Annotated in this window: 7 protein-coding genes and 1 pseudogene; 2 read left to right on the forward strand and 6 right to left on the reverse strand. The window is 33.4% G+C overall.

Annotated features, from left to right (window positions below):
* Positions 1–326 precede the first annotated feature (326 nt).
* Positions 327–2,122, forward strand: a pseudogene (gene typA, locus AC0J6S_RS09740) (translational GTPase TypA).
* 229 nt (positions 2,123–2,351) lie between these two features.
* On the opposite strand, the gene AC0J6S_RS09745 reads toward typA, so the two are convergent.
* The 6 genes from AC0J6S_RS09745 to AC0J6S_RS09770 all read right to left on the reverse strand — a co-directional run bounded on the left by AC0J6S_RS09745 (position 2,352) and on the right by AC0J6S_RS09770 (position 13,246).
* Positions 2,352–6,812 (reverse strand): T9SS type B sorting domain-containing protein, encoded by a 4,461-nt coding sequence (locus AC0J6S_RS09745; protein ID WP_474953627.1) that lies wholly within the window; start codon positions 6,810–6,812, stop codon positions 2,352–2,354.
* 24 nt (positions 6,813–6,836) lie between these two features.
* Positions 6,837–9,161 (reverse strand): choice-of-anchor L domain-containing protein, encoded by a 2,325-nt coding sequence (locus AC0J6S_RS09750; protein WP_474953628.1) that lies wholly within the window; start codon positions 9,159–9,161, stop codon positions 6,837–6,839.
* Between the two features lie 15 nt (positions 9,162–9,176).
* Positions 9,177–10,013: an ABC transporter permease gene (locus AC0J6S_RS09755; RefSeq protein WP_474953629.1), complete on the reverse strand. Its 837-nt coding sequence runs from the start codon at positions 10,011–10,013 to the stop codon at positions 9,177–9,179.
* Between the two features lie 50 nt (positions 10,014–10,063).
* Positions 10,064–10,960, reverse strand: coding sequence for an ABC transporter ATP-binding protein (locus tag AC0J6S_RS09760; RefSeq protein ID WP_474956349.1), 897 nt, complete (start codon positions 10,958–10,960; stop codon positions 10,064–10,066).
* 65 nt (positions 10,961–11,025) lie between these two features.
* Positions 11,026–11,427 carry a response regulator gene (locus AC0J6S_RS09765; RefSeq protein WP_474953630.1) on the reverse strand — a complete coding sequence of 134 codons (402 nt, stop codon included), beginning with the start codon at positions 11,425–11,427 and terminating at the stop codon, positions 11,026–11,028.
* Positions 11,417–13,246 carry a PAS domain-containing sensor histidine kinase gene (locus AC0J6S_RS09770; protein ID WP_474953631.1) on the reverse strand — a complete coding sequence of 610 codons (1,830 nt, stop codon included), beginning with the start codon at positions 13,244–13,246 and terminating at the stop codon, positions 11,417–11,419. The genes AC0J6S_RS09765 and AC0J6S_RS09770 overlap by 11 nt, the downstream gene beginning before the upstream one ends.
* 429 nt (positions 13,247–13,675) lie before the next feature.
* On the opposite strand from AC0J6S_RS09770, the gene AC0J6S_RS09775 reads away from it, so the two are divergent.
* Positions 13,676–14,740, forward strand: a complete 1,065-nt coding sequence (locus tag AC0J6S_RS09775; protein ID WP_474953632.1) for a hypothetical protein — start codon at positions 13,676–13,678, stop codon at positions 14,738–14,740.
* Positions 14,741–14,802 lie beyond the last annotated feature (62 nt).

A 14,802-nucleotide genomic window follows, 5' to 3' on the forward strand; every position in this document is an offset into this window, starting at 1 on the left:
CTTATTTTTGAGTTTATTTAAATATGTTGTCTAACATGTTGGTTTTGAATTAATTTAATTGATTGTTGAGCTATACATTGAGATGTTAAAAGTATAAGAGGTTTTTCTTTTTTAGAAATAACCACAGTTATTTAAATCCAAGAATTTGAATATCAGGTTCTTTTTTTTCGATGTTTTTGATGCGGGTTAATTTTTTTGGTTGCTGTAAAATTTTAATTAATATTAATTTTGCTAAAAGAGATAAACTGTTAACAATATGTAAACTATTGGATAAATATTTTTTATATCAAAATAAAGTGTACCTTTGCACCCATTAAAAATCACAGATGGAATCTATTAGAAACATTGCAATTATTGCCCACGTCGATCACGGTAAAACAACTTTGGTTGATAAAATTATGTATCACTGTCAGTTATTTCGTGACAACGAAAACACAGGTGACTTAATCCTTGATAACAACGACTTAGAGCGTGAAAGAGGTATCACTATTACTTCAAAGAATGTTTCTGTAGTATACAAAGGAACAAAGATCAACATTATCGATACTCCTGGTCACGCCGATTTTGGTGGTGAAGTAGAGCGTGTATTGAACATGGCTGATGGAGTTTGTCTACTAGTAGATGCTTTTGAAGGACCAATGCCACAAACACGTTTTGTTTTACAAAAAGCATTGACTTAGGTCTTAAACCTTGTGTTGTAATCAATAAAGTTGATAAAGAGAACTGTACTCCTGAAGAAGTTCATGAAAAAGTTTTCGACTTAATGTTCGAATTAGGAGCTGAAGAGTGGCAATTGGATTTTCCAACTGTTTACGGCTCAGCTAAAAATAATTGGATGTCTGACCATTGGGAAAACGTAACGGACAATGTGGAAGCATTGTTAGATATGGTTATCGAAAATGTACCAGCTCCTAAAGTTTCTGAAGGAACTCCTCAAATGTTGATTACATCTTTAGATTTCTCAGCATTTACTGGTCGTATCGCTATTGGTCGTTTAGAAAGAGGTGTTTTGAAAGAAGGAATGCCAATCTCATTAGTAAAAAGAGACGGTACAGTAATGAAATCTAGAATTAAAGAACTTCATACTTTTGAAGGACTTGGTCGTAAAAAAGTACAAGAAGTGGTTGCTGGAGACATTTGTGCAATCATTGGAGTAGAAGGTTTTGAAATTGGAGATACTATCGCTGATTTTGAAAACCCGGAAGCATTGAAAACAATTGCTATTGATGAGCCAACGATGAGTATGTTATTTACCATTAATGACTCTCCTTTCTTTGGTAAAGAAGGTAAATTTGTAACTTCTCGTCACATTAGAGATCGTTTGAATAAAGAATTAGAGAAAAACTTAGCAATGAAATTGGGTGAAACTGATTCAGCTGATAAGTTCATGGTTTTTGGTCGTGGAGTACTTCACTTGTCTGTTCTTATTGAAACAATGAGAAGAGAAGGATATGAATTACAAATTGGTCAACCACAAGTTATCATCAAAGAAATTGATGGTAAAAAATGTGAGCCAATTGAGGAATTAACTATTGATTTACCAGAAACACTTTCGGGTAGAGCGGTTGAGTTTGTTACTATGCGTAAAGGTGAAATGCTAAGTATGGAAACAAAAGGAGACCGTATGATTGTAAAATTTAATATTCCATCACGTGGAATTATTGGATTGCGTAATCAATTACTTACTGCTACTGCTGGTGAGGCTATTATGGCACACCGTTTTATTGGGTATGAGCCTTACAAAGGAGAAATTGCTGGACGTAACAAAGGTTCGTTGATTTCTATGGAAAAAGGAAAAGCTATTCCTTATTCAATTGATAAATTACAAGATCGTGGTAAGTTTTTTGTTGAACCAAATGCTGAAATTTACGAAGGTCAGGTAATTGGAGAAAACTCTCGTGGTGATGATATGTGTGTAAACGTTACTAAAGAGAAAAAACAATCTAACGTTCGTTCTTCTGGAAATGATGAAAAAGCAAGAATTATTCCTCCAATTATTTTCTCATTAGAGGAAGCTTTAGAATACATTCAAAAAGATGAATATGTTGAGGTAACTCCAAAATCTATTCGTTTGAGAAAAATATATTTGACAGAAACAGATAGAAAAAGATTTAAAATCTAATTCTATTTTTTATAAAACTGAAAAGCCATTCGTTAATTCGAATGGCTTTTTTTTTGACAGGATAATTGTAATTGTTAAAATTAGATTTCTTTATTATTATAGATTTGCATGAGGGATAGGAACTAGCTACCGAAGTAGCGTGGATAGCCCGACATCATAAAAGGAAAGGGCTACTCATTGTTGCAATGAGTAGCCCTTTCCTTTTATGGTGGCATGCCCTAAAGCTTAACTATCTCTTTAAACTAAAATGGCCTTTAGCTTCTCTTCCGTCATCTAATTTTATAGCGTACCAATAATCATCAGAGGGTAAAGGCTGTCCTGTAAAAGTACCGTCCCAACCTTGACTTGAAGCCGTAATTTGTTTTAGCAACTTGCCGTAACGGTCATAAATATAGATGGTAGAATTAGCATTAAAAGTTGCATTAACTCCTTTTACGTTCCAATAATCATTTTGGCCGTCTCCGTTTGGAGTAAAAAATTTAGGTACTCCAATGACAGCTATAGTTTGGCTCACCGTCCCACAACCATTTTTGTCATTAATGTATATTTCATGAATTCCAGCGGCTATATTGTCAAAGAAATTAGAATCTTGAAAAGGTCCGGACGGAGCATCAAGACTGTATTCGTATTTTCCTTGCCCACTAACATTTATAGTTATGGAGTTTACATCCGATAAATCTGTAATGGTAATATTAGTAATTTTTGCAACATCTGAAGCGGTTACTTGTATAGTTCTAATTCTGCTACAGCCTTCAAGTGACATTGCTTCTACAGCATAATTACCTTCCTGATTTACATCTAAAGTATAACTTGTCTGATTTGTCAGAACGATATTATCTTTTGACCAGACATAGGTATAATCAGTAGTTGGTGAACCATCTTGAATTCCAGCATCTAATGTTACAAAGAAAGTGGGAAGGTTAGAGCAAACTAATTCATTTTCTTCTAAATCTTCATTCGTATCAATATTTGGTTTTGGATTTACGGTTAAGGTAACTTTTGGACTCAGACCATAGCATGCATTATCAGCCGTACTTTCGACGCGAACCCATATTTTTTGTTCATTTGGATATCCCTCATTTCTATAGTTTGAAGTATTTGTTATTTCATCACTCTCGGATAGTGCATCTTGTTCATTTTTGTAATATTGAATGGAGTAAGGTGTTGCGGCGGGTGGAAGAATGGCTGTGATTTCTGTAGTAACGTTACTAAAATCAAAAGTAGCAACGCCATCTGTATCATCATTATTCAAACCTAAATCATCGCAATTACTGAAAGTTATGCTGAATGATGCTGGAATTTGTGTAGTAGATACAATCAAATCAATTGCAGTGATGCTATGACAGCCATTTGAATTTGTTACCCGTGTCCAAACTGTCATACCTCCGGCAATGGTATTTGTAAATGCGAAAGGATTGGAAATTAAATCCGTGGAATCTTCATTTTCAGCAGCAGCAAGTGAAGTGTAATACGTGAATGTTTCTGACGCTGAATTAGCAGAAATGGTATTATTTTTTACCGTTAGATTAAAAGCTGAAAATCCATCTGTATCGTCATCACATTGTACTATTGTGACCCTATTTACGACTGGTAAAGTATAAATTGTCAAAGTAGTTTCATTAGAAATCAAGCCACATGAATTTCCTGTTTTTTCTAATTTTACTCTGTATTTGTAACCGCTCATGGCATTAGTAATATTCATCAATCCCAATGTGTTTGTAGTGGTGTTTTGATAGTTTACAGTATTCAAGATGTCATTCCAAATTGTTCCATCAGTTGATAACTGCCATTGATAGGTATTCCCGCCATTGTCAGCAACAGTAATTGTTGTGTTTTCTAACTCACAGGTAGGATTTGCAACCGGTTGAAAGGTAATTACTATTGGTGCGGCAATTATATAATTGTTATTTGGGGTCGAGTAGCCTATGCCGCTGGTAACTTTGCCTTTTTGATTCACAGTTGTTGGGTTGCTGCCTAAGATTCCATTAGTATCACTATCTGTAAAACCGGCTTCTGTAACATCAAAACAAACATCATTATCGCTATCCAAATCGATGTAATTAAACGTTCCATCGGAATCGGTATCAGAAATAGTATAATTGATTTTGCCATTATCCGCAGCTGTTTCAAGGACGTCTAAAAGTCCGTTCGCTCCAAAAAGAATAGAACCTCCGTCAATAATTCCATCTTGATTGGAATCGATAGCATTATGACCTGATTCAACTAAATCATAAATACCATCATTGTCACTGTCTAAATCAAGATGATCCGCAATTAAATCACCATCGGTATCAATCCGAATTATGCCTGGTTCGAAAGCATTGTCCAAACCATTTTTGTTTCCGTCTATTCCTGAAAAAACTTTAAATCCTTTTCCTTGCGCCTCAACGGTATCTGGAATCCCATCATTATCACTATCAATATCTAATAAATCGGGAAATCCATCAGAATCTGAATCAAATGTTTCTGTATGGCTAATCATGAATATAGCTTTGTTTGCGGTGGTTTCAGAAAGATTAATATGACTGAATGATATTGAATTAGTAAGATAAGATGAAAATTGAAAATTTCCTAAACCAGGTAGTAGTGGAATAGTACTTTTTAATCGGAATCGGATTTCAAAGGAAGAAAATTCAGTTACACCGCTTTCGTAAATTCCGTCATAGTTAGTATCTACCAATAATTGGTTTTGAGGATCTGTCAAAGTAATGGTTTTATCTGTCGGCACTTTTATTATAAAATCGCCTTCTGCATTTAGATATTCAGAAACATCAGTAATTTGGTTTGGATTATCCTGTGCTATATAATTAATGCTGATACTTTCTGTTTTGGTAAAATTTAACGTGTAAGTTGCGAAATTTGTAATTCCAGCAGGTACTTGTGATACAAATCCGTACAATGGTTTACCGGTAACCGTTCCGCTTCCTGATGTTGTTGCATTGTAATGTGTACTTGCAATAGGATTTGACTGATTGAACAGCGATATATTGGCTTCACGATTATTAATTATTCCATCATTATCCAAATCAATATCAATGTTGTTATTTGTTCCGTCATTATCTGAATCTAATGGACAGTCGCTTACCGGAATCTTATCTGAGAAAATAGGAACTGTAGTTGGACAACCCACAATACTTCCTTTCACTTGGTAATATCCAGGAATTAAGGGCGTGTATGAATTTAAATTTGCACCATCAATTATTTGGTCGTTAAAGTACCACTGAAACGTATCGTAAGAGGATAAAGTGCTTATTTTGAGGACAACATTTGGGATACAAGCTAAATTAGATACAGTAATTTTATCAGTAACAATTTCTGGTTTAGTATCAAATCCGGAATAATAGCCACCATAAGTTGCAGCTCCATTTGTTCCAAAGTAAGATACGTACACTTGTCTCGTGGATTTTACAGCAATATTTCCAGTCAAATTAAAAAGGGAATATCTTACATAATTGGTATTCCCTATTACAGGAACAGCGGTTGTATTGATAGGATTATTATTTATTGTTACCGTAGCACCTGTCTCAGTTACAATGTTCAATCCTCCATTATAAAAGGTACTTCCTATTGACTGAATGGCTGGTATATTGTCTACAATATTGGGTGTTGCACAATTTAATGGCGGTACAAAAAATAAATTTTGGTTAGCAGGAGAAAAATCACCTCCAATACTTTGGTAAGCAGATACGTTTTCGGTCGTAGAAACATATAAGTTTCCATCAATAAATTGGCTTCCATCGAGTACAGTATATTGTCCGCTATTAATAGGAGCAAGGGAAGTTGTTGATCCGTTGATAAAAATTTTAGTATTATCAACATTTGCAATTAATAAAACCTGTTCTAAATCATCACTTCCTAATCCTTTTACAAAAATATATTCTTTTCCCGTTTTTTCTGTCGGAACAATTTGGTCAAAACCTACATCTCTTCCGGGTATATTTCCTTGCGCGTTAAGAAATGAACTGTTGCTCCCTCCAAAAGAACCTGAATTAACTACGACAGGTTTATCCGATTCTACTAGAGCACCAATCATTTTAGAACTATTAGAAACAGTTGTGTTGTAATTTTCCAAAGCTAAAACATAACTTTCATTTTTACCTAATGTAACAATTAGAGGTCCATTGACAATGGTTCCGTCAGATAGTACAGATCCAATAGGAATGTTTGAAATAATGACTTTTGTATTGTTTTCTGTTGATAGTATTGAAGCAAAATTCAACAGACTCGGATCGTATAGAGGATTTAACATTGCTCCCAATCTAAATTCTTTCCCTAAAGCACTGTTCCCTTTTGATACCAATCCTCCCGCATGATTGTATGAGTTATTCTGAGCTGAAAATCCTGCATTAACACGAACACTTACATAAATTAAATCCTCGGCTTCTACTATAAATCCTTTAGTTGTTACAACACCAGTATTAGTTTTTGGAATGAATATTTGCGTATTTTGTCCTTGTCCTATAAAGTAAATATAGGGATTAGTATTTGTTACTACACCTGTTATGGTGTTGCCTCCACTTGCTATAATTTTGAAATTTACATTGTTGGTGCTGGGTGTAGAAATATATAAATACTGATCACCTGCTAAATTGTTAGAACAGGTCAATGGTGGGATATAATGTGTTTTGCTAAACTGCGAGAAACAACTTATGGAAAAAAGAATAAAAAGGAATAGTAAAGTTTTTTTCATTTGCTAAAAATAGCAAATTTTACATTATCTTTTTAATGAAAAATGACCTTTTATTGTTCTGCCATTTTCCAAATTTAAATGAAACCAATAATCATCAGCAGGTAACGCCGAACCATTGAAAGTTCCGTTCCAACCATTCGATGAAACAGTTAACTGTTTCAGCAGCTTTCCGTAACGGTCAAATATGTACAATGTTGATTTTGGAAGTGTCTCCAAATTTTTAATTTTCCAAACATCATTATACCCATCATTATTTGGAGTAAAATAACGTGGATAATCTAAAATATAAGTTGTAAAAGGAAGCGATAAACCACAACCATTTTTATCTCTGGCGAAGAGTAAATATTCGCCTGGAGCAACGCCTTCAAAAGTTGAATTATCCTGAAAAAAATCACCGTCAATTGAAAATTCATAGGCATCAATTCCGGTATATTCAATTGTAATTGAATTTTCATTTCTGGCAAAATCATTTACTTTTACTCCGGTAATTGTTGCAATTCCGGAAAGAGAAACAATGAATTTTTTTGTTTTTTGGCATCCCTTTTCATTCGTTACGGTAACAAAATATGTTCCAGGAGAATCAATTGTTATGTTATTTGTTGTAGCTTGTGTACTCCATAAATAGCTCGAGAAACCAGTATTAACAGTTAAGTTGATTGTGTTACCTTCACATAGTATTAAAGATTCATCTTGAAAATTAGGCGGATCAAAAGAGTTTACTTCAAGAGTAATGACTGTAATTGAATAGCAATCAGGACCGTTTAAAATTTTAGCAAAAATCGTTTGTTGATTTGGAATCGTATTTTTAAAAAGAGTAGATAACTCATTTTGTTCCCTGACAGCATCATTGGTATTCAAATAATATTTAACTACTAATCCTGCTGGTAATCCTGCTAAAACTTGAGACGTAACTTGCGAATTTAAGTCAAATTGAGCCAATCCATCCTCGGAACCATCGACATCACAAGTTGCAATAGGATTTTGTGGAGCTATTACAATAGTAGAAACAATTAATTCTACTGTTGCAAAACTTTCGCATCCCAATGTATTGGTCACTCTTGCAAATACGATTTGATTTGCGACAGTATTTGTGAAAGAAGTGGCATTAGTAATTGGATTCAGTTTTGCTTTGGCATCAGCCAAAGAATTATAATAAACCACCGCACTTAGATTTGGAATGTTATTTTTTACAATGGCATCTACTTTAGTCAAATCAAAAATGGTAATTCCATCCGCATCATCGTCACATTGTGAAAGGGTAGTGTCCTTTAAATCGATTTCTGGAATATATTCGATTTTTATTTCTTCAGTAGCGATACAACTGGAGGTAAGCAACACTTCTACTTTATAAATTCCGGGGCTGGTAACGTTATAAGTTGGTGTGTTTTCTGGTAAAAGCACATTATTTTTGTACCATCGGTACGTGTAATTTGATGGCAATTTAGGATCGATTGTAAAGCTTTCGCCAAAGCAAATGGCAGTATTCGTTGTCAGTAGTCGATCTGGTCCTAAGTCGATTTTTGGCAAAAAACTACCTGCTTCAAGAAATACAGCTGAGTCATAATCTTCATTTTCATCATCTGCAATGACTAATTTGATTTGATATGTCCTGCCTGCAATAACAGTACTTTGAGCATTCAAAACCACGGTTTGGGCGCTGTAATTTATTGGGCTGGTACTACCATTATATCCGCCAAAATAGTTTTCATTGGATGGAGGACATCCTGCTATGAGTCCGCTGGCAGTATTGTATGGAGAAATTTGGGGATGCACATTTGTTGAGGAGACCGGAATCGCAGTGTTGGGTATTACTGCTATATTTTTATAGGCTTCATTACTACCTTTTTCTTTAATTAAAAAAGCAAATCCATCTGAATACAGACAAGGGAAATACAATTGATATTCATTGGATGCAAAGATATAATTGAAGCTGATGAAATTAGTCAACGGAACAAAATCAAATTCAAGAACTGTCGCATTAAATGTTTGATTTAAATTTAACGCTTGTTCTAAATCAGAATCACCAGCCCAACGCGAGTCGCCGCCACCTCTGTTTGTTACAAATGGACCTACAGAATTTTGACTGGTCCATGTGCTTAAAACTACTCCTTCTTTGAACGGAAAAGTACTGGCAGCAGCATTAAAATAAGCATAACTTTTTTGACTTCCAGAATAATTATCCCCAGTTGCTGTTGGGTTCATAATGGTGGCACAGGAACTATTTACTAAAACATTTTCTACAAGTTGATTAGCCGTATACGAGTCGTTTACTGTAATAGATTGTGCAGTTGCATTAGTAAAAATGCAACAGATGAAAATATAAAGTAATATTTTTTTTATACCAGTCATAGAAACATAAAGATACTACAAATCTCTGTTTTTTAATAACCGGTAGGAAAGGAAAATGAAAATCACCGTCCAGCACAAAACAATAACAATGGATGATAATTCTACATCGTATTTTTTCATATTATCCAAGCCAATTTGTGTTCCCAAGTTTTTTACCACGGACAATCGGGTGAAGGGTTCTACAATTAAATTCGACATTGATTCTAATGGAAAAAATTGCATAATTGAGGCTGCTGTTTTACTTTCAGGGAAAATTTTGAAAGTCAAAACTCCCTTGATAATTCCTTCGATAATATTCCAAACCAACAGAAATCCTAGTGCAAACGCAGAACGTTTGACCAATATTCCTAAAAACAAACAGAATGAGAAAAACCCAACCAATTTTATGAAATAGGCCATCAGATACTCTAAATCCGAGAATACAATACTTAATTCAGTGTACGATGAAAAGCTAAATCCTAAGAGGAGTGACATTACAAAAATAAAAACGGTAGATACTGTTGCAAATAAAACGACGGTTAGAAATTTTGATTGAATGAATTCCTTCTTGCTCATTCCATCAATTAAATTTTGTTTAAGTGTTCCATAACTGTATTCGTTTGCCATCATGGAAACGATTACGATTGCCAAAAACAATTTTAACACAGCTGCAATATACGTGTTGAAATGCCAAATAAACGGGAAGTTGAATATTCCCATCTCTGCCAGATGAAATTTGAAAATACCCAAATCAAATTTTATCGAGGCGATAAGAGCTATAAAAGTTAAAAGTATAAAATAGGTCAAAGTCAGAACCCGGCTTGCTTTATTTTTCCAGATTTTTTGAAGTTCTATTGAGAGAAGTCGTTTCATTATGAAATTGTGATTTATGTTATAAAAGGGTGCGATTAGTAAGACCGTTGTTATTGATTTTTTGTCAATTCCAAAAATTGTTCTTCCAAGCTATTTTTTCGCTTAACCAAGTGATTTAATACAATATTTTTTTCAAAAAGAAATCGGTTTAATTCTTTTGCGTCTAAATCATCTTTTAAATAAACTAAAACCTTTCCTTCTTCATTCACAACCTTTTTTACGGCAGGATGTGTTTGTACCACTACTATTAAATTGTCAATGTCATCAGCATGTATTTCAAAGAAACCTTCGTTTGCCGACATTCCGTCTACTAATCCGGTATATAAAATTTCTCCTTTTCTTAAAACCAAAACATGAGTACATACTTTTTCTACTTCGTCTAATAAGTGGGAAGCGAGTAAAATTGTTGTTCCTTTGGCGGCAATTTGTTTGATAATATCTCTTATTTGATGAATTCCCTGAGGATCTAAACCATTTGTGGGTTCGTCCAGAATTAAAATTTCAGGATCATTCAATAGGGCAGAGGCTATGGCTAAGCGTTGTTTCATTCCTAAAGAAAAAGTACTGAATTTACTGTTTTGGCGATCAGTCAAGCCAACTAATTCTAATTTTTCGTTAACTTTAGCATAGTTTATTCCTTTGATTTTGCAAACTAGTTCTAAGTTTTCCTTAGCAGTCATGTAAGGATAAAAATTAGGTCTTTCTATGATTGCACCCACCTTTTTTAGCGCTTCATGGGTTTCCATTGTGCCACCAAACCAGCTGTATTCTCCGGAAGTTTTATTGACAACATTCAGGGCGATACCTAAAGTTGTAGATTTTCCGCTGCCATTGGGACCTAAAATTCCGTACACATTGCCTTTATGAATATCAAAAGAAACGTTTTTTAAGGCTTGAAGTGCGCCATAACGCTTGTTGAGGTTTTTTATTGAAAGTATTGTTTCCAATGGGTTCATCTTTTACATTTTATATAGGACGAACAAGAAAGGAATTTGTTACTATTTAATCGGAATTAGTTTATTTCTCCAATTAAGATGCAAAGCGCATTTAATTTTTCGGCTGTTATGGGTTTCATAATATATTGTTTAACGACGCTATATTTTTTTGCCATCTCAATATCTGCAGGATCTATAGAAGAAGTCATGATGAAAATAGAAATTTCTTTTTTTATGGCTAACAAAATAAATTCATCTAAAAACTGCCATCCATCCATAAGTGGCATATTCAGATCCAGCAGAATAGCATCGGGTAAAAATCCGTCTTCAAGCGCATTTTGTTTTAATTTATCAATCGCATGTTGTGCATTATAAAAGGATTGGATTTCCTCACAAAAATCATTTTTTGAAATGAGAATACTCATTAATTTCACAGTTAATTTATCATCATCAATGATATATGTCAATTTATTTTTCATTTAAATAAATTTTAAAATTAGAACCCTGACCTTCTTCACTTTCTACTTCAATTTTGCCGTCCATGGCTTCTAGTTGGTTTTTGGTTATAAATAAGCCAATTCCTTTAGCATCTTCGTTACCGTGGAACGTTTTATACATTCCAAAAAGTTTATGACCGTTTTTTTCTAAATTTAATCCTAAACCATTGTCTCTAAAATTGACTACGATATAATTTTTAATAATTTCAAATCCTATTGTTAAGGTAGCATTTCGTCTTGGTGATTTGTATTTTATGGCATTCGTAAACAAATTTAGTAAAATACTGTCTAAGTAAGCGGGAATTGCAGTTACAATCAAATCATCAGGGATGGTGTCAGTGATTTGTATTTTGCTTTCTTTTATCGCTAGGCGTAATGACTTTTTTGTTTTTTCAATTTCTTGCTTTAAACGAATTCCTTTCTTTTCAATATTTGTTTTTTGTTGAATGGTTATAATTTCGTTTAAATATTCAATACTTTCCGCTAGTTTCTCGGTTCCTTCTTTAAACAGGTCAAAATACGAAAGTTTCTCCTGAACATCATCTGTGTTTTCAATCACATCAACAACCATAGATAGATTACTGGTATGTGAACGGATGTTATGGGAAACAATATGTGTAAAATTGTATAATTTGTTGTTTTGACTGCTCGTGACTTCTAATAGTTTTTTGAGTTCTAGTTCTTTTTCAATTCTTGAAGTAACATTTCGTCCTACACCAATGAAATTGACAAAGTTATTGTGACTGTCAAACACTGTTGTGATATTCAACTCAAACCAGTATTTTTCTTTCTTTTTAGTATAATTGAGTATCGTGATTTTTATACTTTCTTTATTTTTGATTGCTTTTTTCATCAATAAAGTAGCTTGTTCGTCCGTTTCAGGACCTTTGGATAAATAACCTGGTCTTTGTCCGATGACTTCTTCTATTTCTAAACCCGTCAGATCCAGATAAGCTTTGTTTGCCCACACAGCAACTCCTTTTGGATCAGCAATTACAATTGTATCTGTAGTTTCGGAAGCAGCAAGAGAAAGCATATTCAATTTATTTTCAACATTTTTTCTTTCACTGGTATCTCTGATATAGCATACTAAATACGTGATGTCACCCATCTGAAATTTCTTTCCGGATGCTATTTCGACAGGAATTGATTTTCCAAATTTAGTTTCGATATACGTTTCATTTACAGTATATTGATTCCTGTCTAAATTATATTTAAGAAAATATCGAACCTCTTTTCTGTGTTCCTCTGGAAAAAGTCTGGAATTGTGTAAGCCTTTTAATTCAGAAATTTGATATCCGGTGAGTTCTTCGGATCTCGGATTGCAATCGGTAATAACCCCATTAGAAGTGTCAATGATGAAAATAGCGTCATTAGCACTTGAGAATATAGATGAAAATTTTTCTACATTAAGTTGAAGCTCATTAATTAAATTTTGCTCATTTGTAATATCCTGAAAAGTCCCTAATAAATTGGAAGGTTTTCCATTCACAAATTCTACTTGACAAATACATTCTACATATTTAATATTGTTTTTTGCCGTCGTTATTTCAAATTTTTCTTCAAATGAAATGCCCTCGTTTATTGCTTTATCAATAAGCATTGTAATTCGCTCTCTATTTGTGCCAGCAGTGTAAAAACTTATTCCACTACCGTAAACAGGCTCAAAATCATCGGAAACTTCCAGAATACGTTTTGTAACCATATCCCAGAAAATGTAATTGGTTTCTAAATTCATTTTCCAAATACCAATCTTGGCTGATTGCGCAGCCTTGAAATAGAGTTCAAGTTTTTCTGTCATTAGTAGGTTTTAAATATTTTAAGGCATTGGGGGCTTCCAAATATAAAGCTAATATCTTCGGTGTCATTTTTTTTTAACATAAAAAGACTTTTTTTTTCCAAGTCCCAACTATAATTTATAGATAACGTATTATAGATTTAACAGTAAATACGTTTGTTTTTTTTGTTACAATTTTGAAATAGATTGTTCAGTTTATTTTTTCTGTAGGATTTAATGTTATTTCTAGTCTTTAATTGATGAAAATTTGAGAGGGTGCTTCAAAGATTTTTTTGGGATTCTAAACTAATTTAGATGATTATATTACCTTCTTTTTTTAAATTTCAACCTGTTTTCTCTTTAAAATCATTTAATTCGAAACGGGTATATATTTCGAAATTATTCCCAATGAACAGGTTAATTTATTGTAATTTTGTATTAAACTTTTTTCAAATGAGTGAGCCAATAATGCTTTTCAAAAAGCCTTCCTATCCTATAAATGATTCCCTTTTGGAGTATTTGGAACGCTTTGATCGGGTATCTAAAGTTTCTATTTTTTATGATGATTTATTACGCTTTTCGGGCTCTGTGACGGTGTATGACAAAAACGATCAAGATACTTTATGGATTAGGGTGTATTACAATGAATTTGAAAGAGAAGAAATTGATTTAAATCTAAAAAAAATCTATTCGCTGTTGCACTCCGATGGAAATTTGGGAATTATCAAATTCCTAAATGTCGATTCTATCGATTATTGCACTTTTGGAAATTCGAAGCCTTTTCGTATAAAAGTAAGAAATATTCTCAATGACAATTACACTCATTTTTATATCAAGAAAGCAGATGCTTCCCGAGTGTATGGCTTAGAACTGGAACACATTCTTTCTCCTGATAAAATAAATTTTTTAGTCTACAAAGATACTTTGATAGAAGAGCACATTATGGGAATTCCCGGCGATGTGTTTATCAAAACCTTACTGGCTGATTGTACAGAAACCGAGAAATCACAAATAGCCAAAGAATTTGTAAAGTTCAATGAGCGTTGCATGATTCGATTGTTAGGAGACATGCGTTCCTATAATTATGTGATAGTTCCTACGCATGATTTTGATCAGGTAGTTTATAAAATCCGCGCTATCGATTTTGACCAACAGTGTTATGAAGGAAATTTCAAAGTCTATCGTCCACAGTTTTTTAAAGAAAATTATCCAATGGTAAAATTGGTCAAAGACAAACTTCAAAACAGTTCTATCGAACAATATAAAGATGAAGAAAGATCTGTGCTGGCTAAAAGAATTCTTTCTGCCGAAAACAGAATTAACAGATTATTAGAAATTATGGGTGAGGATGAACTTGCGCCAGAATCTCATTTGAAACAATTGCAAATGGAACTCTACCGTTATACGAATGATTTGAATTTTAAAAAGGCTAAATCCATGGGTAACATCATGGCTGCAGCATTCGAATTTATTACTCGAAATTTCAAAGGAAATAAGGTATTCAAGAATAGAATTTAACTCGTTATTGTATTTAGGGATCATTTTAGCATCAAAATTTACTATTAATAATCGTTTCCATC

The sequence above is a fragment of the Flavobacterium sp. TS_SC_5 genome, from assembly GCF_056156265.1.

What these genes read in the sequence shown, in the direction of transcription:
- AC0J6S_RS09745 (WP_474953627.1), bottom strand. Translation starts at nt 6,812, where the DNA reads ATGAAAAAAACTTTACTATTCCTTTTTATTCTTTTTTCCATAAGTTGT.
- AC0J6S_RS09775 (WP_474953632.1), top strand. Translation starts at nt 13,676, where the DNA reads ATGAGTGAGCCAATAATGCTTTTCAAAAAGCCTTCCTATCCTATAAAT.
- AC0J6S_RS09750 (WP_474953628.1), bottom strand. Translation starts at nt 9,161, where the DNA reads ATGACTGGTATAAAAAAAATATTACTTTATATTTTCATCTGTTGCATT.
- AC0J6S_RS09770 (WP_474953631.1), bottom strand. Translation starts at nt 13,246, where the DNA reads ATGACAGAAAAACTTGAACTCTATTTCAAGGCTGCGCAATCAGCCAAG.
- AC0J6S_RS09765 (WP_474953630.1), bottom strand. Translation starts at nt 11,427, where the DNA reads ATGAAAAATAAATTGACATATATCATTGATGATGATAAATTAACTGTG.
- AC0J6S_RS09755 (WP_474953629.1), bottom strand. Translation starts at nt 10,013, where the DNA reads ATGAAACGACTTCTCTCAATAGAACTTCAAAAAATCTGGAAAAATAAA.